The following is a 24255-nucleotide window of genomic DNA, read 5'->3' as shown; positions in this document are numbered from 1 at the left end:
GCCGTAGGTCTGTGCGGCTTTCATACACCACAAGTTCACAAAAATAGAACGAAGAAGGAGTGCATCCATGAAGGTGCGCTGGGCATATTGCCTGATGCTGCCTCTCCTGCAAGCAGCATGGGCCGGGGCGCAGCAGAGCGCTTCGCCGCCGATGACGTTGCCGCAGGCGTTGGATTTTGCGCATAAGCAGAATCCGTCGTTGCTGTCGGCAGCGCAGCATGTAGAAGCGGTAAAGGCCGGTGAGATTACGGCGGGTCTGCGGCAGAATCCGGTACTCACGGGCAGCGGACAGATGGTGACCTTGGGTCCCGATAACCCGAACGGACCGGATTTCTATACGGCCGGTGTGCAGCGGTTATTCGAGCGCGGCAACAAGCGCGGCGTTCGCCTTGATCTGGCGCGCGCTACAACCTCGTTGACCGATTCGCAGAGAGTCGACCTGCAACGGCAGACGGACTTCGCCATCAAGCAGGCGTTTACCCGGATGTTGTTCGCGAAGGACGCCCTTCGCGTCAGTGAAGACAACCTCACCGGATATCGCCGGACGGTTGAGCTGATGCAGGTGCGCCTGGATGCGGGGCAGATGAGCCGGAACGACTTCGCTCGCATAGAGCTGCAGCTTGCCGGTTTCGAAAGCGATACCGACAATGCCCGGCTGGCTTTGCAGCAGGCATCGACACAGTTGCAAAGCCTGATGGGGATTGAGCGCCCGAAGGCGGACTTCGATGTGACTGGTGCGCTGGATACGCCCGCTCCGGCGCTGACGCTGGACGACCTGCGTCAGAAGGCGCTGGACACGCGTCCTGACGTAAAGGCTGCATCGCAGCAGGTCGCTGTCAATCAAGCGAGTGTTCGCCTGGCATACGCGAATGGAACGACCGATCCGACGCTGGAAGGCGAGTACGAGCATAGCGGACATGCGAATACGGCGGGCTTCAACCTGCAGATTCCGCTCCGCGTCTTCGATCGCAACCAGGGCGAGAAAGAGCGTGCCAAGTACGAACTGGAATCCAGCAAACTGGCGCTGACCGCTACCCGCAACCAGGCCATTGCCGATGTGGATCAGTCCTACGAGGCCTATCAAACAGCCCAGGCGCAGGCGGCACGCTATCGCGATAAGTATCTCGATGAGGCCAGGCGCGTACGCGACAACCTGGAGTTCAGTTATCGCAACGGACAGGGAACGCTGCTTGATTATCTGAGCGCATTGCAGGATTACCGCTCGGTGAACCTGCAGAGCCTGACAGCGAATGCGCAGTTGCAGCTTGCGATCCATCAACTGAGTTATGTGACGTACACGGAGATTCTGCCATGAAGAAAAGCGTGATGACGCTGGTGATGACGGGCGCAGCGCTTGGCGTATTAAGCGGATGCAAGAGTGATGAGAAGGCTTTGTCAGAGGCGAAGCCGAAGGTCAATCTCAAGACCGAGGTTGTGCATCTGCAGACGGTGAGTGACGGGCTTGAGATTCCCGCTCACGTTGATGTGGATCCAAGCAAGATGGTGCATGTCTACGCTCCGTTGAGCGGTCGCCTGTTGAGCCTGGAAGTGCAGCCAGGCCAGGAAGTGCGCAAGGGGCAGACTGTGGCCATGCTGCAGAGCGGCGATGTGGCTGCGGCCCGCAGCGACTTTGAAAAAGCAAAGATCGAAGCAATGCGTGCCGACCGCGCTCTGGATCGCGGCAAGCTGTTGCTGGCGCACGAGGTGTTGAGCCAGGCGGACTTCGATGAGTTGAAGGCTGCCGATGATGCGGCACACAGCGAGCAGGAGCGCGCGCGGCAGCGGATCCGTGAACTCGGCTTCAGCGAGACGGGAACCTCCGATACTACGGCGGTAGTTTCCCCGATAGGTGGATCGGTGCTGGAGATTGGAACCGCGACCGGCGAGATGCAGCGGTCGCTGGAGACCTCGAATGGCATTGCGACGGTGGCGAATCTCGACTCCGTGTGGGTCGTCGGCGATGTCTTCGAGCATGATCTGTCAGTTGTGAAGTCGCACTCCTCGGCGGATGTAACGCTGCAGGCATATCCGGGGGAGACTTTTCATGGAACGGTCGCCAACATCGGCGACGTCTTCGATCCGCAGACCCATGCGCTGAAGGTGCGCGTGGTGATGAACAACCCCGGCCACCGTTTGAAGCCACAGATGTTCGGTTCCATCCGCATTGGAATGGGACAGCGGCAGATGATCCTGGTGCCGATGGCGTCCGTCATTCACGACGGTGATATTGCCAGCGTCTATGTGAAGAACGGCGAGAAGTATGACGCGCGCACAGTGAAGCTGGGGGCGACGCATGGTGACAAGGTCGAGATTGCCGGCGGCCTGAACGACGGCGATATGGTCGTGACCCAGGGAGCGGCGTTCCTGCGTACGCCGGTAGGAGACTAGCAATGGAAGCCTTTCTGAAGACGCTGCTGCGCTACCGCGCAGTCGTGCTGATTCTGCTGGCGGCCGCGCTGGTCGCGGGCACCTTCGGTTTTTTGCAATTGGATATCGAAGCATATCCGGACCCTTCGCCGCCGCTGGTGGAGGTGATTACGCAGAACCCGGCGTGGTCAGCCGAAGAGATCGAGCAGCAGGTGACCGCGCCGATCGAGACAGCGCTGAACGGTACACCGCACCTGGAGCAGATCCGGTCGATCAGTATCTTCGGCCTGAGCGACGTGAAGCTCTACTTCAGCTTCGATTCAGACTACTTCCGCGATAAGCAGGAGATTCTGAATCGTCTGCAGACCATCCAGTTGCCGAATGGACTGCAGCCGCAGTTGTCGCCGTGGTCGCCGATCGGTGAAATCTACCGCTATCAGCTCGCAGGTCCCGGCTATGACCTGAATGAGTTGAAGGCTACGCAGGACTGGCTGGTCCGCCGCGAGCTGAAGAAGGTGCCGGGTATCATCGACATCACCACCTTCGGCGGAACGACACGGCAGTACCAGATCGAGCCTGACCCGAATAAGCTGCTTAGCTACGGCGTGACGCTTTCGCAGTTGATCGCTGCAGTTCAGAACAGCAACGCCAACGCCGGTGGAAACTATCTGTCGCTTGGTGACCAGAATGTGAATGTGCGTTCTCTGGGCCTGCTGAAGAACACGACCGACATTGGCAATGTCGTGATCGCGCAGAAGAACGGCACGCCGGTGCTGGTGCGGGATGTCGCCAATGTGAAGGAAGGCTATCAGCCACGGCTGGGCAAGATCGGCCGCAACGACCAGACCGATATCGTCGAAGGTATCGTTCTGCTGCAGAAGGATGGCCAGAGTCTGCCTGCACTGGAAGGCCTGAAGAAGAAGCTGGCCGAGCTGAATACCGGAGGCCTGTTGCCGCCGGGCATGCAGGTCAAGACGATCTATGACCGCACGCGGCTCATCGGTCTGACGACGGAGACGGTGAAGCACGTCATCATCACTGGCCTGATCCTGGTGACATTGGTGCTGCTGCTCATGCTGGGCGACTTCCGCATCACGCTGATTGCAGCGGCGACGATTCCGTTCGCTGTGCTGTTTGCGTTCTCGCTGATGACGCTTACCGGAAGAGCGGCCAACCTGATCTCGATCGGCGCCATCGACTTCGGCATTCTTGTGGATGCATCGATCGTTGTACTGGAGAGCATCTATCGCCGCTTCTCGCGGCGCGAGCCCGGACATGGGCGCGCGGAGATGATCGTTTTGGGCGTAAAGGATGCGGCCAGACCGGTACTCTTCTCGACGCTCATCATCCTGGTGGCGTTCATTCCCCTGTTTACCATGCAGGGCGTTCCCGGCAAGATCTTCGCGCCGATGAGCGTGACTTACGGCTTTGCGCTGACAGGCGCGCTGTTGTTCGCTCTTGTCTTTGCACCGGTGCTGAGCTTTGTTACGGCTCCGGTTAAGGACTCGGTGGAAGAGCACGACGAAGAAGAGCTGGTGCACCAGGGCACATGGCTGAACCGCTTCCTGGAGAAGTATTACGGCCTTGCCTTCGATTGGGCGCTGGAGCACGCAAAGCTGATCTGGGCGATTGCCTTTGCCGGATTGGCGGCAGCGGTGGTCTGCTTCCTGGTCTTTGTCGGCGGCGAATTCATGCCTCCGCTCGAAGAAGGCAATCTCTGGATTCGTGGAACGTTGCCGCAGGACATCTCCTTTGAGCAGGCAGCAAAGCTCTCAGACCAGGTGCGTGCCGATCTGGGGAAGTTCCCTGAGGTGACGCAGGTCGTCAGCCAGGTAGGGCGTCCGGATGACGGCACCGACGTGACCACCTTCAACAATATGGAGTTCGGCGTCAGCCTGAAGCCGGCAAGCGAGTGGCCGAAGGATGTGCACGGGGAGAAGGACAAGCTGATCGAGCAGATGCAGCACGAGCTCAGCAAGTATCCCGGTGTGGTCTTCGGTTTCTCGCAGGCGATTCAGGACAACGTCGAAGAGGCCATGAGCGGCGTAAAGGGTGAGAACTCGCTGAAGATCTTCGGCGATGACCTGGCGACGCTGACCGATATTGCTGAGAAGGTGCAGGGCGTGATGAGCGGCGTTCGTGGCGTGCAGGACGTCGGTATCTTCAAGGTGAACGGGGCTCCAAGCCTGGTGATCGAAGTGGACCGCGCCAAGGCGGCTCGCTATGGCCTGGCCTCGGGTGATGTGAACGCGGCCGTGCAGGCTGCCGTCGGCGGTGCTCCGGTTTCGACGATAATCCAGGGCGACCGCAGGTTCGACCTTACGGTGCGCTATCCCGCTGAGTTCCGCTCGACACCCGATGCCGTCGAGAAGATCATGCTGGCGACTCCCGATGGAAGCCATGTGCCGCTGGCGCAGGTGGCGAATATCGGCATCCGGCAGGGAAGCTTCACCATCTATCGCGAAGGTGGGCGACGATACATCCCCATCAAGTTCAGTGTGCGTGAGCGTGACCTGGCCTCGACGATTGTGGACCTGCAGCAGCAGTTGAAGCAGAAGATCACGCTGCCGCCGGGCTACGAGTACACCTGGGCCGGTGAATTCGATTCTCTGAAGAAGGAGCAAAGCCGTCTGGTGCTGATTGTGCCGGTCAGCCTGCTGGTCGTTCTGGTGCTGCTCTACCTGCAGTTCCAGACCTGGCTGGATGCCCTGATTGTGCTGGCGGTGCTTCCGTTCAGCTACATCGGCGGCATTCTGGCGTTGATGCTGACGCACACGGCCTTCAGTATCTCGGCGGCTGTCGGCTTTACCTCGTTGACCGGTGTCACCACGCTGGGTGCTGTTGTCTTCCTGGCGGGTTTGCGCCGCGCACAGGAAAAGGATCCTCAGCATGGCCTGAAACACGGCAGCCTGGATGAGCTGCGGCCTGTCGTCATGGCATGTATGTCGGCCGGTCTCGGTTTGCTGCCGGCTGCAGTGATGAACGCTATCGGAGCACAAGCCCAGCAGCCGCTGGCGCGTGTGGTTGTGGGCGGCATGATTACGACGTTGATGTCGATCCTGTTCCTGATGCCATTGATGGCGCGCCGTCAATCGCATGTGGAGGCAGAGCCGGAATAGATCGAGATAAGTTCCTGGCGGGGTTGGGCATCGCGCCCAGCCCCATTTTTTTTGGAGTGCATGCTGCCGTGTTGCAGCTTTTGTCCGGATGCAGTGAAATTGAAGCCGGTGTCGGAAAGGGGTTGTCCTGTGGAATCTGCTGCTGCATTCATCGATGAGAAGATCAAGGAACTAGGCGACTGGCGTGGAAAGACACTCGCGAAGGTACGAGAGATCGTCCACAAGACAGATCCGGAGATCGTGGAAGAGTTGAAGTGGAGAGGGACTCCCGTCTGGTCGCATGGCGGTATTGTCTGCACGGGCGAGACCTATAAGAACGTGGTCAAGATGACCTTCGCCAAGGGTGCTTCGCTCGATGATCCTTCCGGTTTGTTCAACTCCAGCCTGGATGGAAATGTCAGGCGAGCAATCGATATCCACGAAGGGGACAAGATCAATGAAGCTGCCCTGAAGCGGCTCATCCTTGCCGCGGTGGCGCTCAACCTGGAGAGCAAGAGCAAGCCCAAGGCTCGGAAATAGATGCGGAGATCCTGAGGATACGAGGTGCAGTTTGCCGGTGATGTGTGCTGCAAGCTAGGATCGTTTCTCAATAACGAGAAAGGAAATCATTGTGATCCTTCGCAACTCTCTTGCGGCCGCTGTGCTCGCGCTCTGTTTCGGTTCCACATCTCTGCATGCGAATTCCCCTCGCGAGCGCTGGACAGAAGAGCAGGCGTGGACCTACATGCGTGCCAACCCCTGGCCCGTGGGAAGTAATTTTCTTCCCGTCGACGCGATCAATGAGCTGGAGATGTTCCAGCGCGAGACCTACAACCCTGCCGAGATCGACAAGGAGTTCGGCTGGGCTGAATCCGCAGGTATGAACACGATGCGGATCTTCCTGCACGATCTTCTCTGGCAGCAGGACGCAGCAGGCTTCAAGCAGCGGCTCGATAATCTTCTCACCATCGCAGCCCGGCATCACATCAAGCCGGTACTCGTTCTTTTTGATTCCTGCTGGGATCCTGATCCGAAGCTGGGACCGCAGCATCCCCCCATTCCCGGCATTCATAACTCAGGCTGGGTGCAGAGCCCTGGGATCGCTCTCGCTGATTCGGCGAATAAGCCCCGATTCGAAGCGTACGTGAAGGGAATCGTTGGCGCCTTTGCCAATGACGATCGCATTCTTGCATGGGATGTCTGGAACGAGCCCGACAACTCGGGCGGAGGCAAATACCCGAACAACCTCAAAGACAAGACGCAGTTGATGAACGCTCTTCTGCCGCAGGTCTTTGTCTGGGCAAGGTCGCAGGGACCCAAGCAACCGCTGACAAGCGGTGTGTGGACACACGACTCCTGGGATGATTCGGCGAACTGGTCTGCTACGGAGAAGATTCAGCTCACAGAGAGCGACATCATCTCGTTCCATGATTATTCCTGGCCCGAAAAGTTCGAGAGCCGAGTGGCCGGCCTGGAGAAGCTGCACCGGCCGCTTCTCTGCACGGAGTACATGGCCCGCGGTGCCGGTTCCACCATCGACACCATTCTGCCGATCGCGGCAGCACACCACGTTGGCATGATCAACTGGGGCCTGGTTCAGGGCAAGATGCAGACCAATCTGCCGTGGGACAGTTGGCAGGTCCCTTACGTCGGGCGTGAGCCTACCGTCTGGTTCCACGATCTTTTCTACCCTGACGGTCATCCCTACCGTGAGAGAGAGATCGAGATCCTGCGTAATACCGCTCGCAAGATGAATCCGAAGCAAGGTTCGTAGTACGTAGTAATAGTTCATAGTGAACGGAAAGCCCCATTCCGCAGAATGGGGCTTTCCGTTTCTACCCAACCGGCCAGTGCCCGACAGGCTTTTCCCCAACTCCATTTGGAAACCATTTTGTAACGAGCTTGACGAGCGCATCGAGATCCTGCGTAATGCCCGTAGCCGTGTTCACGATGTTTCGGTCCTTCGTCCATCGTTCATAGAGCGCACCCTGTGGAGATCAATACCGCCCGGGTGCCCCACCCTCGCAACGCTAGGGTGGGCGGGGCGGAGCTAAGCCCTACCGGGAATTTAGAATGATTTAGAACTTTCCGGTTGACAGTGGTGTGAGGGCGAATGAAGACTTCCGGCCAAAAGACCTTGCTTGCAGGATGGGGAGCGAACTGCAGAGTTGAATGCTTTGTTACCAGGCCTCAGTTCAGCTCGGAAGTAGAGGCTTGTCTCGATAGGAATGGAACTGTAGCCCGAGGACTAGGGCGGAGCTACGGGGACTGCGCAATCAACTCAGACAGGCAAGTGGTTGTAACGACGACCATGAATCGCCTGCTTGGTTTCGATGACCTGACTGGAATACTTACCTGTGAAGCGGGAACAAGTCTTGAGAGCATTATCGAAACTTTCGCTCCGAGAGGCTGGTTTCCGATGATCACTCCAGGAACGAAGTTCGTCACCGTGGGCGGCTGCATTGCTAACGATGTCCATGGCAAGGCGCACCATGCCCAAGGCTGCTTCAGCAACTGTGTCGATTCGATGACTGTCTTGCTTGCGAATGGCGATGTTGTCACCGCAAGCCGGAGCGAGAACGAAGATCTCTTCTGGGCGACGTTCGGCGACATGGGCCTGCTCGGCTTCATACTCACTGCCACTATCCGGCTGCGGCAGATTGAGACAACCTACTTTCATCAGAAGTCGATCAAGGCGAACGACCTGGAAGGCATGATGGCCGTTTTGGATGAGCACGATCATTCCTTTCCTTACTCCGTGGCTACCTTGGATGTATTCGCCACTGGTGCCCGGCTCGGACGAGGGGTACTAACTGTGGGCGACCACGCAAAGCTAAGCGACCTCTCTCCCCGCCTTGCGGCGACTCCCTTCAAAGTGTCAGGGGCACCGAAGGTCACAGTACCGTTCGAATTACCCGAGGTCACGCTGAACCCGCTCAGTATGCGGATCGTCAATGCTGCAATTCAGCGGATTCAGGCAAGTGCAACGCCGCTCGGTCACTATGAGGCTTTCTTTTACCCACTCGACAAAGTTGCAGAATGGAATCGTGGATATGGTCGCCGTGGATTCACGCAGTACCAGTTCGTCATCCCTTTCGAGAACGGCTTGGAAAATATGCGGAAGATCCTTACGGCCATTTTGTCCTCGGGTGAACTGCCGTTTCTCAACGTCCTGAAAAGACTCGGCAAGGAAAGCGGTGGCATCTTGTCCTTTCCGCGTGAGGGTTACACATTCGCAATTGACTTCCCCATACGGCAGAACACTCCCGCGTTGCTCAAGCGGCTGGACGCAATGGTGATTGACGCAGGAGGACGGATTTATCTGGGCAAGGATTCCTACACAGATGCAGTGGCCTTCCGCACTATGTACCCCGAGGTGGATGCCTGGCTTGAAACAAAGGCCAAGTACGATCCAAGCCGAGTCTTCACGTCGAACCTCGGACGGAGGGTCGGACTCTCTTAATAGCTCCTGCGACGCAGAGCTCTGGGACAGAGGTTGATGACATAAAAAGGTTCCGGGTAGCCGCATGTTTCGTGCGACAACTCGGAACCATAAGTAACGCTGTAAGGATGAACCTCTTACTGCACGGGGTCGGCGGCCATCAGGATCGCGCGTTGTTCTTTCGTCAGATGTGCAAGCTGGCTGTTCCCGGGTGTATTAGAGAGCTTCTGCATCGTCTGGTCGTTCGGGTTTTCGAGGAGATACTTGTTGGTGAGCGCGTAGTCCTCAAGCACGGTCTTCTCCGGGACACCTAACGTTAGCAACAGGAGTGCGCTGAAAACGCCAGTGCGGTCTTTACCGGCGGAGCAGTGATAGAGCAGGGGGAAGGCTCTCATTCTTCATCTGCTGAAAGACAGCGGCATATTGATCAGAGGCCGCGAAGGCGAAGTCGCTGTAGGTAGTAGTCATACGGGCGCGAAGCTTCTCAGGGAAGCGCTTGTTGACGACGCGAGTGTTGCGCCACAGCTCCGCTTATTTCCTTGCTGAAGAATCGAAGAAGTAAGCGTCTCACAGCGGCATCTACAATCCTGGGATACGTGCGCGGAGAGCACGTGCCTGCCGCTCACTGACTTCGATCTCAGAGTTCTTCGCATCATTCATGACGAGCACGATACTGCTTCCAGGATCGAGCCGAAGTTCTTTGATGCGAGCCAGGTTGACCAGCGAGGCTCGGTGAGCGCGGAAAAAGCCACGTCCTTCCAGGGCTTCTTCCAACTCACCGATTTGATAGTTCACCCAGTAGGTATCGTTCTCAACTCGCATCCGCAGAATGCCACTGTCCATAAAGAAATAAACTGCATCCGCGGGATTCATCAGGAAGATCCGGTTGGCCTTCCTGGCGACGATCTGCTGCATAGACGGCGGTGCATTGCCGAGCAGCCGATTCACTTTCTCGTCCTCGGCCCGCCGGGACGAGGCATTCTGGATAAGAACGGCAGCGCGCTCCACCATCTCTCGCAGGTCTTCTTCTTCGATCGGCTTCAGAAGGTAAGCGATCGCGCGCTCTCGAAAGGCCTCCATTGCGTATTCGTGAAAGCCGGTGATGAAGATCGTGAAGGGACGAGGTTTGTCCGCTGAAATGCTCTTTAGAACCTCAAAGCCATTCAGCCCCGGCATTTCAACATCGAGGAAGAGCAGGTCGGGACGAAGCTGCTCAATGCCTTGAAGAGCTTCCACACCGTTTTCCGCTTCGCCAACGATATGGATGCTCGAATCACGGTCAAGCAATCTGCGCAGCCGTGCCCGTGCCGCTGGTTCATCGTCCGCGAGCAACGCTCGAATTTGCATTCTTCGCTCCATAGAGGGGAATCGTCATGGTTGCTCTGCATCCGGCACTTTCGAGATCCGTAAGAGTCAGGGCTGCAGCCGTACCATAGAGAGTGCTGAGACGCTCCCGGACGTTCTGTAAACCAATGCCGGTGCCATTCGTCATGTGTGCTCGCAACCGACGGTCAAGGTCATTGTCTGTGCGCAGGCCATGTCCGTCGTCTTCAATCCTGATCTGGATCGTGTCATCGTGAAGTTGAGCCCCGACAAGGATATGACTTTTGCCGATCTTCGGGGTAACGCCATGCTTGATCGCATTCTCAACCAAGGGTTGCAGGATCAGCGACGGAATCATCAGGTGTTCGGCTGCCGAGTCTATCTCGAATGTCACGGACAACCTCTCTCCGAAGCGGATCTGCTCGATCTCAAGGATGGTTCGCAGAAATTCCATCTCTTCGTGCAGAGAACTGAACGGCCGTCCCGATTGGATCAGCACATACCGGAAGATGCTGCTCAGACGGATTGTCATCTTCTCTGCTTTCTCCGGTTCCGACGGTATGAGGGAAGCGATCGTATTCAGTGAATTGAAAAGGAAGTGTGGATTGATCTGTGACCGAAGTGCACGTAACTCCGCTTCCACCAATTGACGGCTGAGGTTCCCTTCCGTGCGAACCCGTTCGATTCTCTCTTCCTCGCGTTCAAGATCATTGAGCCGCTTCCCCGTATACAGGGCGATCTCATGCAGTAGATCAATCTCTGTCGTGAGAAGCGTTCTTCGATCCCCTTGCAGAGAGACCGCAAGGTGAATCGGTTTGCTGCTTGATGGAAGAATTGGGATCAGGAGATCGGCCGGTGGTGCGGTGTGATCCGGCAGGCCCGGCTCAACCTGAATCTCTTCCGGCCTCATTGCGAGTGCCTCTATGGCTGCGGATTGGATCGATGCGATGAGTGACGCCCTGGAATTCTGAGATCCGATCTGCTGACGAAAGTCCTGGATCATCTGGCGAGGGTCCCGTTTCCCAAAGACCCTGCGTTCCACGAGCAGGTCAATCCAGTGACCCAATCGCAGGTAGAGCAAGATGGCTCCGCCCAGAATTACTACTGCCAGCAGCGTTTCGGTTGCCAGCGGCAAGGGCATATTACGAGTTGCGGAAGCAACTGGTCCAAACAAAAGAAGGGCTCCGCCGAGCGCCAGCAACCCACCCAGAATCAGGCGAAGCGCGATCTTTGCGAAGAGATCAGCAGCCCGAAAGTGGGAGAAATAGAAGAACACGCCAATAACAAGCAGAATTACGCCTTGAAATCTTCCTATCTGGGCGAGGTGTGCCATGGCGCCGGGAGGAGGAAGGAAGAGACTGGCGGCCGCACCGGCTGTACACACAAGAAGGCCCAGGATCATCAACGCGATCGCTATCTGATCCGTTGGTCAACGCCGCGGAGCGATAAATTCGCCGATCAGATTAAACGTCACTCGAAACCGCACTCTCGCAGGCGCTGACGGAGGCGTTCCAGCGCTGGAGACGATAGCAGCAGCGCCTATCGTTTTCCTGATCACAAGCAACAGTTCCGAAACTACCTGTACTCCACCTTTGGCCCACCAGGATTGATCAGCTCGGCCATCGGTGCGGGAATCGATCAGGCAAAGCCGGCGCCGCCGGAATGGGATTCGGGCGGTCAAGGGTACGGCGAACGTTACGGATCAAGGCATGCGTAAGGAGGAACACATGATCTCCAACTTGAAGATAGCCGCTTGCTTGGTCTGGATCGCAAGTGTAACGACACACGCGCAGGCTACGAACCGGCGCATTGGTTGTGGTGATGGTCAGCTCCGATCTATCCCAGCGTTCTGAAACGGAACCCTCGGTCATTTCCGGCACTTATTCCTTTTCTTTGCCGTTCCTGCCAGAATTGCAGGAGAGTAACATGGGCCACTGCACAGCTCATTGCTATTCCAGGACTGAATCTGCTCACGGCACAGGACGCGGTTGGGAATCCATTGCGGATAGGAAACATGTCGTTTGTGTTCAAAGCCGGCGGAAAGATAGCGCTGCATAGTTTTCCTCCACCATCAACTTCAAAATGTGATGAGATAACCGATCATTCCCTGCGCTAACGCCTTCACATCGGCAGGTTCATAACGGCTCGGATACCACGCATTCACCGCCATAAACGAACCCGCGTATGGAGATACCAGGGAAGGAACAGAGAATACAGTCCGTCCGCTTCTTGTCTTTGCCGTCAGCACGGAGGCAAACGCATGTGCGGTTCGGGGAAAGAAGCCCGTACAGTCGCATCGGTGATAGGAGACGTCCTCGTGAATCAGAGCACCCAGTGAGTACTCCGCGGTCCCTCGCGGTAAGGTTAATGGTGAACCCTCTCAGCGCACCCGGCAGTAGAGTTATCCCACCGACGATCAGAATCAGGAGTCCGTTGTAGATGGCAAGAAAGGGCGGAGGCGATCCTGGATCGTGCGGCCATGGACCTATTGTTCCTGTGCATTGCTGCGATCGCCTTATTTGCATCAGCTCCTGGGGGCGCGTCAGGCATCGCTTCGGGACTTGTCTCGCAAGACGGGGTGACTTCAAAACTCACGGTCCAGGTTGCCGGTGCGAGAAACAGCAAAGGGCAGATCGCCATTGCCCTGTTCCATGATGGAGCAGGCTTTCCCGCAGATAAGTCGAAGGCGTTTCGCACGCTCCAGGTCAAGATCGATCCGCAGACCCTAAGCGCACAGGTAATGCTGAATGACCTTCCCCCTGGTGTCTATGCCGTGTCGGTCTTTCATGATGAGAACCTGAACGGCCAGCTGGATAAGAACGTCTTCGGCATTCCGAAGGAAGGATATGGCGCCTCAAACAATCCGAAGAGATCTATGGGGCCTCCCAAGTTTGCCGAAGCGAAGTTTCAGTTAGACCAGCCTGAGAAGGTGATCGAGATCTCCTTGCTCTACTAATTCATCTCGAACCGATTACGAAGGAGTTCACTTATGTCTGAAGAGAAGCACGCAGCTCTCGACCGGCGTACGATGCTGGCGATGACCGCAGGCGCAATAACGGCAGGTGTCGCTGGATGCGCCCGCGGTGCGTCGCCGGCTCACACGAGTGCCGCACAAGTCAACTCGCGCCGCAGGTTTGCAAGGAAAGTCGTTCTTGTTACAGGAGCAACATCCGGAATAGGGCGAGCCGCCGCGATCGCTTTTGCTGCCGAGGGGGCAAAGGTTGCATTCTGCGGACGTCGCGAGCATCTCGGACAGGAAGTAGAAAGTGCTATCAAATCTCAAGGCGGCGAGGCGGTTTACATTCGCGCAGACGTACGCGATGAAAGCAGCGTGCAATCTTTTGTCGATCAGACCGTCCAGCGGTACGGACGTCTGGATGTAGCGTTCAATAATGCCGGTATCACGCTGGAGAAACCGCTTCACGAATACAGCGCCGCCGAATGGGATGATATTCAGAACACGAATGTGCGTGGTGTCTTCCTCGCGATGAAGTATGAGATTCCGCATATGCTTGCAGCCGGCGGAGGCAATATCGTCGTGACCTCATCTTCCAATGCGATCGCGACGACGGCGAAGCGTTCCGCCTACACCGCAAGCAAGCGCGGACTCGTTGGTCTTGTCCAGTCCGCAGCGCTCGATTATGTGGATAAGGGTATCCGTATCAACGCCCTCATTCCTGGAACCACCGATACCGCGTTGGTACGGCGAGTAGCCAACATGGAGAACGTCCCAGATGTAGTCTGGAAAGCTGCTGCGGACATGTGGGCGAGGTCCCATGTTCCGATGAAACGGATGGCGACTGCCGAAGAGATCGCATCGTTTGCCCTGGCGCTTGCTTCCGACGAATTTCCCTATATGACCGGAGCGCAGATGGTTATCGACGGCGGTAAAACCACACGGGATGGTTAGAGCATTTTCCATCTGTGGTCGGGGCAGGGAACAGAGCCGTCCTCAGTCGTTGGAGGAGGTGCGGTATGCCAGAACTAGTGTGGTGAATCTAAAGTTCGCAATATAAATCGTGAAGAGCCCCGCCATCCGAAGCGTTGAAAAAGCAGGTCCTTTACTAATCACCCCAGCCAGCACAGCTGGCCGGGGACCCCGAACGTTCAGGATGACAACATTTTTGACGAGAACTTTAGACTCAGGACACTAGGTTCCCTCGACGTGTGAGCAGTGGTTGGAAGCGAGCTTCCAGGCGCCGGACTGGTTGATCCATGTGTCGCTGCAAATCACCGCGCGAGCACGGCGCGTGCCGTTGAAGGTGGCATCGTAGGTGAACTTATAGTGTGCGACCGCGGTGTTGGGTCCGAAGGTCGTCACCTTCACATCGCTGAGCTCGCCTTTGGTGAACTTGATGGACTTGTCCTGTGCTTGCTTGATGGCCTCGGCCTTGGTCGCCCAGTCGCCCCAGCTGTGCCCTTCGACATAGCCCTCAGCCAAGTGCTGCCGATACCATGCGGCATCGCTATTCATTTGCGCGTGGCGGATGTCTTTTTCGAGTTGCTGGATGTTGGCGGACGTGTCGCCGCCGCCCTGCGCGAACATTGTGATGGCCACCGCCAAGCAGCACACTGCCAGGAATGCAACCGTGATTTTCCGATTCATTGCTGTCTCTCCCTCTTGGATCGAGCTGTCGTCGCCGCGAAGTTACGGTGCGGCGCGCCGCCTCTTTGAGGTGGGGCTTGCTTATACCCGGCCCCGGTGCTGCTGTCAACAGTCATTGGGCGCCAACGTACTTACAAATGACCCGTAACGCCGGCGACTCGGCTATTTGGTTCGATTCCGATGCGATCATGGACCGACCGAATCCGCTGCTTGTAGCCAAGGTATCGTCGACTAGAGCCTTTTCCTGTCCGGGATACCCCAGCAACAGGAAAAATGCCCTAGAGGTTGCTCAAAAGTCGGGAATCCTGCTTCCGCTCCAGCGGCGTGGAGAGCACCATGCTGGTCGTCGGATTTCCATACGGAAGCAGCTTCTCGATCAAGTCTTCCAGTTGTTCGACTGAAGAGAGGACTATCTTCAGGAGGAAAGCATCGCCTCCGGTCAGGTGATGGCATTCCTGTACCGCGTCGAGAGTGGGCAGGAATTTGAGGAAGGGTCTGTAATGGTTCCCGTCGCAGGTAAGCCGCACAAATGCTGTGATCGAGAATCCGAGCGCTTGAAGGTTGATCTCTGCGCGGTAGCCCCTGATGAGTTCAAGGCTCTCAAGCTGGCGGACGCGTTCGGCAGCTGCAGAGGGAGAGAGACCGACTCGCCGGCCCAACTCTGCGAACGGGATGCGTGCATCGGAGTTGAGTTCCTGGAGTATTTTCTTGTCGATGAGATCGATCCCGCTGGATGGAAGCATTGGCTCAGCTCCGATTTTTCCGTGTAGCGATGGCGTTATCCCATAGCTTGCACTGTAAAGGGCTATTTACAGTGGTTTCAGCGAATATAGACGACTATAACCGTTGATTCAAGCGTACAAGTGTTGAAGAACAGGGGAACGGCCATTCTCTTCGCGAGTCATTTTCCTTACCATCTGCGACATGGTTCACCTGGATGGTGCTGGCCTCACGATTGACGATGTCATTGCGGTAGCCGAAAGGGCAGAGCCGGTGCGGGTCTCTGCTGCTGCCATTGAAAGGATGAACATTTCGCGTGCGAGAGTTGAGGACGCATTAGGCGGGTCGAAGCCTGTGTATGCACTCAATACGGGTGTGGGCCTGCTGGCAAATATTCGCCTCGCCGAGTCCGAGATCGAAGCAATGCAGGTCAACCTGATTCGTTCGCACTGTTGCGGCGTGGGTGCTCCTCTGTCTGTGCCCGTCGTGCGGGGCATGATGCTGATTCGGGCCAACGTTCTGGCGAAGGGGCTTTCCGGTATACGGCCCATCGTTGGTGAGCGTATTTGCGATCTGCTCAACCATAAGATCACTCCGGTGATCCCATCGCGAGGCAGCGTGGGCGCGAGCGGAGATCTGGCTCCCCTTGCTCATATAGCACTCGTACTGCTAGGCGAGGGCCAGGCGGAGTATCAGGGTGAAGTGCTGCCTGGTGGAGTTTGCCTGGAGCGCGCCGGGTTGAAGCCTGTAACCCTTATGGGCAAAGAGGGTATATCGCTTTTGAATGGTACGCAGGCAATGCTTTCTATGGGCTGCTTGCAGCTACGTGAACTTGAAAGCCTGTTCTATTCTGCCCAGACTACCGCAGCATTGACCATGGAAGCACTTCGTGGAATTGCAGCCGCACTCGACTCGCGTTTGCATGCGGCGCGGCCTCATCCGGGGCAGATGTTGAGTGCGGCCCATCTTGCCCGTCTGCTAAAGGGGAGTTCGATCCCGAGGATGCATGGAGAGGGCAGTCGCATCCAGGGTAGTCGCATCCAGGGCAGTCGCATTCAGGGCAGTCGCATTCAGGACGCATATTGTCTCCGTTGCATCCCCCAGGTACACGGCGCCGTCTGGGATACGTTGGCGGAGGCTCGCAGGGTCTTCGAGATTGAACTGAACAGTGCCACGGACAATCCACTGGTATTCGAGGATGCGATTGTCTCTGGTGGAAACTTTCACGGCGCTCCGCTGGCGCTCGCCCTGGATTATCTGGCGATCGCCCTGTGCCAGCTTGCCGGCATATCGGAACGACGGACGGAGCGGCTGCTGAATCCTGGTCTGAACGAGGGGCTTCCCGCATTTCTCGCATCGACCCCTGGGATCGAGTCCGGACTGATGATGGCCCAGGTAACCGCTGCGGCGTTGGTCGCAGAGTTGAGAGTCCTGGCCTCTCCCGCATCGACGGGGTCTATTCCTACGAGCGGTAATCAAGAGGACTTTGTCAGCATGGGCATGACTTCCGCGCTCAAACTGGAGCAGGCCGTGACGCTGGCCAGGATGGTTGTTGCGATAGAGTTGTTGGCAGCAACTCGCGCGCTGGACCTTCGTGGGGATACCTCGACGCCGGCACTCGAAGAAGCGCGTGCTCGCTTCCGCGCGCGTATTCCAGCGTGGCGTGAAGACTGCGTCCTCTCTGTCCGGATGGAAGAAGCGTCGAGTTTTTTGGCGGATGATGCACTGCATCACGTTGAAAGCGTTGAGTCCGTGGAGGCAATGTAGTGACAGAAGCCTATTCGCCAATCCGGGCTCCCCGCGGCAACACTAGAACGGCCCGTGGATGGATTCAAGAAGCAGCCAAACGGATGCTGATGAACAATCTTGATCCTGATGTAGCTGAAAAGCCTGAAGAGTTAATCGTTTATGGCGGACGAGGCAAGGCGGCGCGCAACTGGGAGTGCTATCACAAGATCGTTGAAACACTCGACCGGCTCGAGAACAACCAGACGCTGCTGGTGCAGTCCGGCAAAGCTGTCGCTGTGCTCGAGACACACAGGCTAGCGCCGCGGATCTTGATTGCAAACTCCAATCTGGTGCCGCGTTGGGCAACGTGGGAAGAGTTCGACAAGTTGGATGCCGCCGGGTTGATGATGTACGGCCAGATGACCGCGGGCTCGTGGATCTATATTGGCACCCAAGGGATTCTGCAGGGGACATACGAGACATTTCGAGGCGCGGCACAACGCCATTTCAACGATACGCTTGCAGGAACTATCACCGTCACCGCCGGCCTTGGCGGCATGGGAGGGGCGCAGCCCCTTGCTATCAAGCTCGCTGGCGGTGTCAGCATCTGTATCGAAGTCGATCCGGCCCGCATTCGGCGTCGCCTGGAGACGCGCTATCTCGACAAGACGACTAACTCTCTGAATGAAGCGATCCAGTTGGCCCAGCTGGCCAAGCGGCGACGCGAGGCGGTATCCATCGGTCTGATCGGCAATGCGGCGGAGTTGCTGCCGAAGATGGTTCAGCTTGGATTCACTCCTGACCTCGTCACGGACCAGACGAGCGCCCACGATCCGATGTGGGGCTATCTACCATCTGCTCGTGCGGACGAGGATCTGAACTCGCTGCGGACACAGGATCCGAAAGCGTACCTGGAGCGCGTGCAATCCTCGATTGCAGAGCATGTACAGGCAATTCTGGAGATGCAGCGGCGGGGCGCCGTTGCATTCGACTACGGAAATAACTTACGTGCACAAGCGAAACTTGCAGGTGTAAGCGATGCTTTTTCCTATCCAGGATTTGTCCCCGCCTTTATCCGCGATTCTTTTTGCGAGGGGCGTGGACCCTTCCGCTGGGTAGCGCTATCCGGTGATCCATCCGATATTGCAAAGACGGATCAGGCGCTGCTGGAGCTCTTCCCGGAAGATAGGCGTTTAAACGAATGGCTGAGCTTCGCATCGACTCAAATTGCCTTTCAAGGACTACCGGCACGCATTTGCTGGCTCGGCTATTGCGAACGCGATCGGGCTGGATTGCTCTTCAATCAGATGGTGCGTGACGGACGCTTGAAGGCGCCAATCGTGATTGGGCGAGATCATCTTGATGCAGGCTCTGTAGCCAGTCCATTCCGTGAGACAGAAGGAATGCTGGATGGTTCGGATGCAGTCTCCGATTGGGCATTGCTCAACTTCGCAACCGGAATTGCAAGTGGAGCGGCGTGGATGAGCTTTCATCATGGTGGGGGAGTTGGTATGGGATACAGCCAACACGCGGGATTGGTTGCAGTTGCCGACGGGAGCGATGAGGCTGACGAGCGCCTAAGGTTGTGCCTGAAGAATGACCCCGCAATGGGAGTCATCCGCCACGCCGACGCTGGATACGAAAAAGCCCTGAGCACGGCAAAACAACGTGGCCTGGACCTGCCGAGTATTCCATGACCGCTGACCTGCTGATTACCGGAATCTCGCAACTCGTCACGGCTAAAGGGAGCGGTGCAAGGCATGGTCTGGCAATGCGCGATTTGCATATGATGGAACGCGCCGCAATCGCCATCTGCAACGGCCGGATCGTCTGGATAGGGAAGGAGCGCGACTGGAACGGTGAGGCTTTAGCATCGGTCGATGTAGGAAATCGTGCAGTGGTTCCTGGATTGATTGATCCGCATACCCATGCAGTATGGGCTGGTGACAGGCTGGATGACTTCGATGCGCGCACGTCGGGCGAGACCTACGAAGCAATCCTGGCAGCGGGTGGTGGGATACGAAGAACAATCCGCGCCACTGCTGCGGCTACAAAGGACGAATTGGTCTCGATTGCGGAACCACGCATTCATGCGCTGCTGCGATCCGGCGCAACCACCATTGAGGTGAAGTCCGGTTATGGCTTCACGCCTGCTGTCGAGATTGCAATGCTCGAAGTGATTCAGGCACTTGATGCATCAATACCCGCTCGCCTTTTGCCTACCTTACTGATACACATTCCCCCTGTAGACACTGCAGACCGTATCGGATATATCGCAGAGATGTGCACCGAGCTCATTCCTGAGGTTGCAAGGCGGAAGCTGGCTACAGCAGTCGACGTCTTCGTTGAAAGGGAAGCGTGGCATGTGGACGAGGCTGCATTGCTCCTGCAAAGTGCGAAGCAGCATGGCCTCGCGGTAAAGTTGCACACGGAGCAGTTTCAGCGGATCGGAGGGTTAGAGCTTGGTCTGCGGATCGGCGCGTTGAGTGTCGATCATCTTGAAGCGTGCGGTCCTGATCAGCTTGCTATGCTCGCAGCCAGTTCTACAATAGCGACGATCCTTCCCGGGGTCTCTCTACATCTCGGGATACCCGCGGCACCAGGGAGGCAGTTGGTGGATGCAGGCGCGGCGGTCGCGGTTGGGACTGACCTGAACCCTGGATCGAGTCCGCTATTCTCTGCTGCAACAGCTCTTGCCCTCGCGGCGCGTTTAAATGGCCTGACAGCACAGGAGGCTCTGGTTGCCGGTACAGTAAACGCTGCTTGTGCTCTCGGACTCGAGGACGCCGGCCGGCTTGAGATGGGATTGCAGGCCGACTTTCTGGTGTTGGAGGGAAGCGACTGGCGGGAGCTGGTCTACACCCTCGGGACCAATCCTGTGCGTGAAGTGTGGATTCGTGGAGAAAGGCTCCCGGCATGACTGCCCGCACTCAGAACAACTTCGATTTGGACGAGGATGCTCGATGAATACCCTTTACCTTCCGCGGTTGCTCTATTCCGGCGGTACATTCATCTCGAATAGAGGACTTCTGGTAAATGAAACCGGTCAGATCGTAAAACTGGCCGCACACGCGGACAGCCCTGTCGACAAGGTGATTGAGCTGCGCGGTAAAGCGCTCATGCCAGGCTTCGTCAATGCTCACTCTCACTCCTTTCAGCGCCTCATCCGAGGCAAGTCCGAATCGAGGATAGTGAGTGGAAAGGATTTCTGGAGCTGGCGGGGGACGATGTACCACGCTGCAGCTCAACTGAACCCTCAGGAAATCTACGATGTGGCAAGGATGGCTTTTCTTGAGATGGTGCTTGCCGGGACTACAACAGTTGGGGAGTTTCACTACCTCCATACCAGCGCAGACGGCCGCCCGTATGACGACCCCAATCTACTCAGTAAACAGGTAATCGCGGCGGCACAATCAGTAGGATTGCGAGTCGTTCTACTTCGGACCGCATATCTGAGGTCGGGATACGAGCTGCCTCGTGATCCAGGCCAAGCGCGATTCTTTGAGTCAACCCACGACTTTCTGCTCAACATGGACGCTCTCGTGGAAGGGTTTCCGGCGAACGCAGCGGAGGTTCGTTTTGGTGTTGCTCCTCACAGCGTTCGCGCTGTGCCATTGCCAGATCTGGAGGAGATTGCAGCGTGGAGCCGATCGAGAAAGCTTCCTCTGCATATGCATGTGGCAGAACAGATTGCGGAGAATACGGCATGTGTCCGCGAATACGGCTACACTCCGGTGGAACTCCTAAGCCGGAACCGCATCCTCGGTCCCGACTTTACCGCAGTGCATTCGATTCACATTAGCTCCAGTGAGATTGAGATGCTCTCTCAAGCCGAAGCCACCGTCTGCTCCTGTCCCACGACCGAACGCAATCTCGGAGATGGTGTGATTGCTTCCGACCTCGTGATGAGAGCAGGCATTCGCGTAGCGCTCGGATCGGATAGCCAGGCGCAGATCGACCCGCTCGAGGACGCACGTGAGCTTGACTATCATCTACGGCTCCGCGATCAGGAGCGCGCAATCCTGGATCAGATAGAAGAAGAGACTCTCGCTTCGCGTCTCTTCGCATGTGCAACGGTGAACGGTGCTCGCGCGCTCTCTGTCCCGACGGGTGAGTTTACATCGGGCTCATTCGCGGATTGTTTTACGGTCGATCTCGACGATCTATCGATAGCCGGGCACTCCTCTGATGACCTGTTGCCCATGACCGTGTTCTCTCTCAATCGGTCAGCGATTCGGGACGTGATCGTGAATGGCAGGTTCATCGTTCGCGATCAACAGCATCCACTGCAGAACGAAATTGTTGCTCGTTATAACGAGATTCATGGGAAGGTGTGGCAGAACAACGCTCCTGAAAGTGCGGGCCGATGAAGACAGTCGTTGAGCACCTGGAAAACCTGATTCGTATTCCGTCAGTTTCCTCTCTTTCTAATCGTCCGATCGTGGAGTACGCGGCCCGGGTCCTGCAGGGGGCTCACTGGGACACTCGATTGATGACCTACGCAGACGCGGCGGGCCTGGAAAAAGTCAATCTGATCGCCGCTCCCGACGGACAAGACCCCGAAGATCCTGAAGCTGATCTGGTCTTCATGTGCCATACAGACACGGTTCCGTATGCGGCGGACTGGACGAGAGCTCTCGAACCGTTCGTTACTGATGGATTGCTTTACGGCTGCGGGGCCTGTGATGTGAAGGGATTCCTTGCCTGTCTCCTGACGGCCATCAGCGAAGTTAACCCAGCCGAGTTGCAGCGCGGATTGCGTTTAGTCTTGACGGCGGACGAGGAGATCGGCTGCCTGGGTGCCAAACGCTTGATTGCCGCCGAGCTCATCAAGCCAAGGCGCATCGTTATTGGCGAGCCCACTTCGTTGCACCCGGCGCGGGCAGGAAAGGGATACTGTCTAGCGGAGATCACCATTGTGGGAGAGGAAGCGCACAGTGCACATCCTCAGCAGGGCAAGTCGGCTATTTATGGTGCAGCTCGATTGATCACCGCAATTGAGGAACTTTCCACGCAATTCGCAACAAAGCAGAATGATTTCTTCACACCTGGGTATACCACGATCAATATTGGAACGGTCATGGGCGGTACGGCAAAGAATGTCGTTCCAGGGCAATGCAAGTTTCAAGTTGAATGGCGGCCTCTTCCAGGAGAGTCTTCCAATTCTGTTCTTCAATCGATCACGAGCATTGCTGAACAGATGAAAGATGCTGACCCAACTTTCCGGTTTGAGATTAAGGGATTGCGTCAACAAGCTGGTTTTGAGACCGCCGAAGACGCGCATCTCGTCCGAGCCATTGAAGCGCTCACTCAGAGATCGGCCACATCAATTCCATTCGGTTCTGAAGCTAGCGTATTCGCATCTGTTGCGAACGAGGTCGTGGTCTTTGGCCCTGGAGATATGCGGACCGCGCACAGCCGCCGAGAATGCGTCCCGTTGTCTGAGTTGCACGAAGCCGTCCTTTGTATCAAGTCGCTGATGCAAAACGTGTAGCGCGGACGGACTCCGCAGAGTCGATAACGCCGGGAAACAGAAGATCGCCGAGGCCTTCAACGCAGAGTCTGCCGAACGTGCATAGCTCCGTTCAGTTTTGTCCAAGTGCGCCCATTGGAAGCCCCGGAAACGTCTTGCAATTTACGCGCAATTCGTTGCGCTGCGGGCTTCGGCTGTCGATTCTTGCGGAGGTTTGGCTTTTCCATTCGGCCCTTGAATTGCTTCATTTTTTTATGAGGCACCTCAAGGAGTCCTTCTGTGATGTCACAGCTCTGGTAATGCTCCACAGAGCTGCAAATCCAGGTATGACTCGCTACAACTTTCGTTTGCCCACATAGAGGGGGGTGGGATAGCCATCCTCTCTGTGACGGAGCACGCTGCTTATTGGATCGACAGAAGAGAGTGTGAGAGATGTCCTTTACGTTGGAAGGTAGAACAGCCCTTGTTACAGGTGCTGGACGGGGTATTGGCAGAGCCATCGCAAAACGTCTGATTACAGCGGGCGCAAATGTGATGCTTAGCGATATGGACGAAAAGTTGCTCCTGGAAGCGGAAGCCGAATTCGGTCAACCAGGGCGAGTGCGACACTTTACCGGGGACCTTACTGATCCATCGACGCCGGAAGCGGTCGTAGAGGCCGTACTCGGAACTTTCGGCTCCCTTCATGTCATTGTTAACAACGCAGGCTACAGCTGGGACAGCGTCATCCAGAAAACGACGGACGAACAGTTCAAAGCCATGCTGGAAATTCACCTGGTGACACCGTTCCGGATCCTGCGCGCAGCTTCAGCTCATATTCGCGAAGCCGCAAAAATCGAGTCCAGTAATAACGAGCGGGTGATGCGCAAGATAGTCAACATCACATCCATCGCCGGTACGGACGGCAACCCTGGGCAGGCCGGCTACTCCTCAGGGAAGGCCGGTGTAATCGGTTTGACCAAAACGCTGGCTAAGGAGTGGGGCCGGTACAACGTCAACGTAAACGCTGTTGGCTTTGGCTTAATTGAGACACGGCTTGTGCAGCCGCTCAACGGCGACAACGCAAACATGGAAATGCATGGTCACCAGATTCGTATTGGCGTCCAACCCAGCATGCTGGAATCCGTGAAGAAAGCCTGTCCCCTCGGACGCCTAGGTACGCCCGAAGAAGCTGCCGGTGCGGTTCTGTTTTTCTGCTCTCCGCTCTCGGACTATGTCACGGGTGAAACCCTGATTTGTGGAGGCGGGTTCCACTTCTAATTGATTCCACTGCGCCAGGAAACCGCAATGCATAGAAGGCCTCGTCGTCCATCTTTTAGACGCCGGGGCCGCCTCGTTTAGAGGAACGTGGCCTCACCCTTGTGTTCTCGTAATCAGAGTCATTCAATGCCGTGCGTTTTACCTCGCCACCTTCCATGTTGAAGCGCTTACCGCTCCGCCCAGTGATCAGGCATGTCGCGCCGTGAATGTGCTGCGAAGCAATGCTGAAGCGATGTCA

Annotated in this window: 19 protein-coding genes; 14 read left to right on the top strand and 5 right to left on the bottom strand. The window is 56.7% G+C overall.

Annotated elements, in window-relative coordinates; translation table 11 throughout:
* Positions 1 to 67 precede the first annotated feature (67 nt).
* The 6 genes from FTW19_RS20250 to FTW19_RS20225 all read left to right on the top strand — a co-directional run bounded on the left by FTW19_RS20250 (position 68) and on the right by FTW19_RS20225 (position 8928).
* Positions 68 to 1315, top strand: a complete 1248-nt coding sequence (locus FTW19_RS20250; RefSeq protein ID WP_147649377.1) for a TolC family protein — start codon at positions 68 to 70, stop codon at positions 1313 to 1315.
* On the top strand, positions 1312 to 2388 hold the full coding sequence (locus FTW19_RS20245; RefSeq protein WP_147649376.1) for an efflux RND transporter periplasmic adaptor subunit: 1077 nt from the start codon (positions 1312 to 1314) through the stop codon (positions 2386 to 2388). The genes FTW19_RS20250 and FTW19_RS20245 overlap by 4 nt, the downstream gene beginning before the upstream one ends.
* A 2-nt stretch (positions 2389 to 2390) precedes the next feature.
* A complete protein-coding gene (locus FTW19_RS20240; protein WP_147649375.1) occupies positions 2391 to 5486 on the top strand; it encodes an efflux RND transporter permease subunit in 3096 nt (1031 codons plus the stop codon).
* 129 nt (positions 5487 to 5615) lie between these two features.
* On the top strand, positions 5616 to 6005 hold the full coding sequence (locus FTW19_RS20235; protein ID WP_246153416.1) for a DUF1801 domain-containing protein: 390 nt from the start codon (positions 5616 to 5618) through the stop codon (positions 6003 to 6005).
* A gap of 91 nt (positions 6006 to 6096) precedes the next feature.
* The gene (locus FTW19_RS20230; RefSeq protein ID WP_246153415.1) at positions 6097 to 7239 is read left to right on the top strand and encodes a cellulase family glycosylhydrolase; all 1143 of its coding nucleotides are present in this window, start codon (positions 6097 to 6099) and stop codon (positions 7237 to 7239) included.
* Positions 7240 to 7578: 339 nt separating this feature from the next.
* Positions 7579 to 8928 carry an FAD-binding oxidoreductase gene (locus FTW19_RS20225; RefSeq protein ID WP_147649373.1) on the top strand — a complete coding sequence of 450 codons (1350 nt, stop codon included), beginning with the start codon at positions 7579 to 7581 and terminating at the stop codon, positions 8926 to 8928.
* Positions 8929 to 9044: 116 nt separating this feature from the next.
* On the opposite strand, the gene FTW19_RS20220 is transcribed toward FTW19_RS20225, so the two are convergent.
* From FTW19_RS20220 to FTW19_RS20210, 3 genes are all read right to left on the bottom strand, one after another.
* Positions 9045 to 9302 carry a tyrosine-protein phosphatase gene (locus FTW19_RS20220; protein ID WP_147649372.1) on the bottom strand — a complete coding sequence of 86 codons (258 nt, stop codon included), beginning with the start codon at positions 9300 to 9302 and terminating at the stop codon, positions 9045 to 9047.
* Positions 9303 to 9486: 184 nt separating this feature from the next.
* On the bottom strand, positions 9487 to 10254 hold the full coding sequence (locus FTW19_RS20215; protein ID WP_187143072.1) for a LytR/AlgR family response regulator transcription factor: 768 nt from the start codon (positions 10252 to 10254) through the stop codon (positions 9487 to 9489).
* Positions 10223 to 11632 carry a histidine kinase gene (locus tag FTW19_RS20210; protein WP_147649370.1) on the bottom strand — a complete coding sequence of 470 codons (1410 nt, stop codon included), beginning with the start codon at positions 11630 to 11632 and terminating at the stop codon, positions 10223 to 10225. Before FTW19_RS20210 ends, FTW19_RS20215 begins: the two co-directional genes overlap by 32 nt.
* Before the next feature lie 1077 nt (positions 11633 to 12709).
* Here FTW19_RS20210 and FTW19_RS20205 point away from each other — a divergent pair.
* Both FTW19_RS20205 and FTW19_RS20200 read left to right on the top strand, forming a co-directional pair.
* A complete protein-coding gene (locus FTW19_RS20205) occupies positions 12710 to 13186 on the top strand; it encodes a DUF2141 domain-containing protein (protein ID WP_147649369.1) in 477 nt (158 codons plus the stop codon).
* Positions 13187 to 13219: 33 nt separating this feature from the next.
* A complete protein-coding gene (locus tag FTW19_RS20200) occupies positions 13220 to 14140 on the top strand; it encodes an SDR family NAD(P)-dependent oxidoreductase (RefSeq protein ID WP_222705480.1) in 921 nt (306 codons plus the stop codon).
* 240 nt (positions 14141 to 14380) lie between these two features.
* On the opposite strand, the gene FTW19_RS20195 is transcribed toward FTW19_RS20200, so the two are convergent.
* Together FTW19_RS20195 and FTW19_RS20190 are read right to left on the bottom strand one after the other, a co-directional pair.
* Complete coding sequence (locus tag FTW19_RS20195) at positions 14381 to 14836, bottom strand: nuclear transport factor 2 family protein (RefSeq protein ID WP_147649368.1); 456 nt, start codon at positions 14834 to 14836, stop codon at positions 14381 to 14383.
* Positions 14837 to 15114: 278 nt separating this feature from the next.
* Entirely contained in the window at positions 15115 to 15579 is a 465-nt protein-coding gene (locus FTW19_RS20190; RefSeq protein ID WP_147649367.1) for an Lrp/AsnC family transcriptional regulator, read from the bottom strand.
* A 181-nt stretch (positions 15580 to 15760) separates the two neighbouring features.
* On the opposite strand from FTW19_RS20190, the gene hutH reads away from it, so the two are divergent.
* From hutH to FTW19_RS20160, 6 genes are all read left to right on the top strand, one after another.
* A complete protein-coding gene (gene hutH, locus FTW19_RS20185) occupies positions 15761 to 17323 on the top strand; it encodes a histidine ammonia-lyase (protein ID WP_147649366.1) in 1563 nt (520 codons plus the stop codon).
* Positions 17323 to 18981 (top strand): urocanate hydratase, encoded by a 1659-nt coding sequence (hutU, locus tag FTW19_RS20180; RefSeq protein ID WP_147649365.1) that lies wholly within the window; start codon positions 17323 to 17325, stop codon positions 18979 to 18981. Before hutH ends, hutU begins: the two co-directional genes overlap by 1 nt.
* Positions 18978 to 20204 carry an imidazolonepropionase gene (gene hutI, locus FTW19_RS20175; protein ID WP_147649364.1) on the top strand — a complete coding sequence of 409 codons (1227 nt, stop codon included), beginning with the start codon at positions 18978 to 18980 and terminating at the stop codon, positions 20202 to 20204. The genes hutU and hutI overlap by 4 nt, the downstream gene beginning before the upstream one ends.
* 43 nt (positions 20205 to 20247) lie before the next feature.
* On the top strand, positions 20248 to 21654 hold the full coding sequence (locus FTW19_RS20170; protein WP_147649363.1) for a formimidoylglutamate deiminase: 1407 nt from the start codon (positions 20248 to 20250) through the stop codon (positions 21652 to 21654).
* Positions 21651 to 22778: an acetylornithine deacetylase gene (argE, locus tag FTW19_RS20165; RefSeq protein WP_147649362.1), complete on the top strand. Its 1128-nt coding sequence runs from the start codon at positions 21651 to 21653 to the stop codon at positions 22776 to 22778. Before FTW19_RS20170 ends, argE begins: the two co-directional genes overlap by 4 nt.
* Before the next feature lie 411 nt (positions 22779 to 23189).
* Positions 23190 to 24017, top strand: coding sequence for an SDR family NAD(P)-dependent oxidoreductase (locus tag FTW19_RS20160; RefSeq protein WP_147649361.1), 828 nt, complete (start codon positions 23190 to 23192; stop codon positions 24015 to 24017).
* Positions 24018 to 24255 lie beyond the last annotated feature (238 nt).

The organism is Terriglobus albidus (genome assembly GCF_008000815.1).
In the GTDB taxonomy this organism is placed as follows: Bacteria; Acidobacteriota; Terriglobia; order Terriglobales; family Acidobacteriaceae; genus Terriglobus; species Terriglobus albidus_A.
The sequence above is the reverse complement of the archived record's forward strand: the minus strand, read 5'-3'. Positions and strand labels throughout refer to the sequence as shown.

Excerpts from the sequence above, each read along its gene's own strand:
- FTW19_RS20250 (WP_147649377.1), top strand. The coding sequence starts at position 68 with ATGAAGGTGCGCTGGGCATATTGCCTGATGCTGCCTCTCCTGCAAGCA.
- FTW19_RS20245 (WP_147649376.1), top strand. The coding sequence starts at position 1,312 with ATGAAGAAAAGCGTGATGACGCTGGTGATGACGGGCGCAGCGCTTGGC.
- FTW19_RS20240 (WP_147649375.1), top strand. The coding sequence starts at position 2,391 with ATGGAAGCCTTTCTGAAGACGCTGCTGCGCTACCGCGCAGTCGTGCTG.
- FTW19_RS20225 (WP_147649373.1), top strand. The coding sequence starts at position 7,579 with ATGAAGACTTCCGGCCAAAAGACCTTGCTTGCAGGATGGGGAGCGAAC.
- FTW19_RS20220 (WP_147649372.1), bottom strand. The coding sequence starts at position 9,302 with ATGAGAGCCTTCCCCCTGCTCTATCACTGCTCCGCCGGTAAAGACCGC.
- FTW19_RS20215 (WP_187143072.1), bottom strand. The coding sequence starts at position 10,254 with ATGCAAATTCGAGCGTTGCTCGCGGACGATGAACCAGCGGCACGGGCA.
- FTW19_RS20210 (WP_147649370.1), bottom strand. The coding sequence starts at position 11,632 with ATGATCCTGGGCCTTCTTGTGTGTACAGCCGGTGCGGCCGCCAGTCTC.
- FTW19_RS20205 (WP_147649369.1), top strand. The coding sequence starts at position 12,710 with ATGGACCTATTGTTCCTGTGCATTGCTGCGATCGCCTTATTTGCATCA.
- FTW19_RS20200 (WP_222705480.1), top strand. The coding sequence starts at position 13,220 with ATGTCTGAAGAGAAGCACGCAGCTCTCGACCGGCGTACGATGCTGGCG.
- FTW19_RS20195 (WP_147649368.1), bottom strand. The coding sequence starts at position 14,836 with ATGAATCGGAAAATCACGGTTGCATTCCTGGCAGTGTGCTGCTTGGCG.
- FTW19_RS20190 (WP_147649367.1), bottom strand. The coding sequence starts at position 15,579 with ATGCTTCCATCCAGCGGGATCGATCTCATCGACAAGAAAATACTCCAG.
- hutH (WP_147649366.1), top strand. The coding sequence starts at position 15,761 with ATGGTTCACCTGGATGGTGCTGGCCTCACGATTGACGATGTCATTGCG.
- hutI (WP_147649364.1), top strand. The coding sequence starts at position 18,978 with ATGACCGCTGACCTGCTGATTACCGGAATCTCGCAACTCGTCACGGCT.
- FTW19_RS20170 (WP_147649363.1), top strand. The coding sequence starts at position 20,248 with ATGAATACCCTTTACCTTCCGCGGTTGCTCTATTCCGGCGGTACATTC.
- argE (WP_147649362.1), top strand. The coding sequence starts at position 21,651 with ATGAAGACAGTCGTTGAGCACCTGGAAAACCTGATTCGTATTCCGTCA.
- FTW19_RS20160 (WP_147649361.1), top strand. The coding sequence starts at position 23,190 with ATGTCCTTTACGTTGGAAGGTAGAACAGCCCTTGTTACAGGTGCTGGA.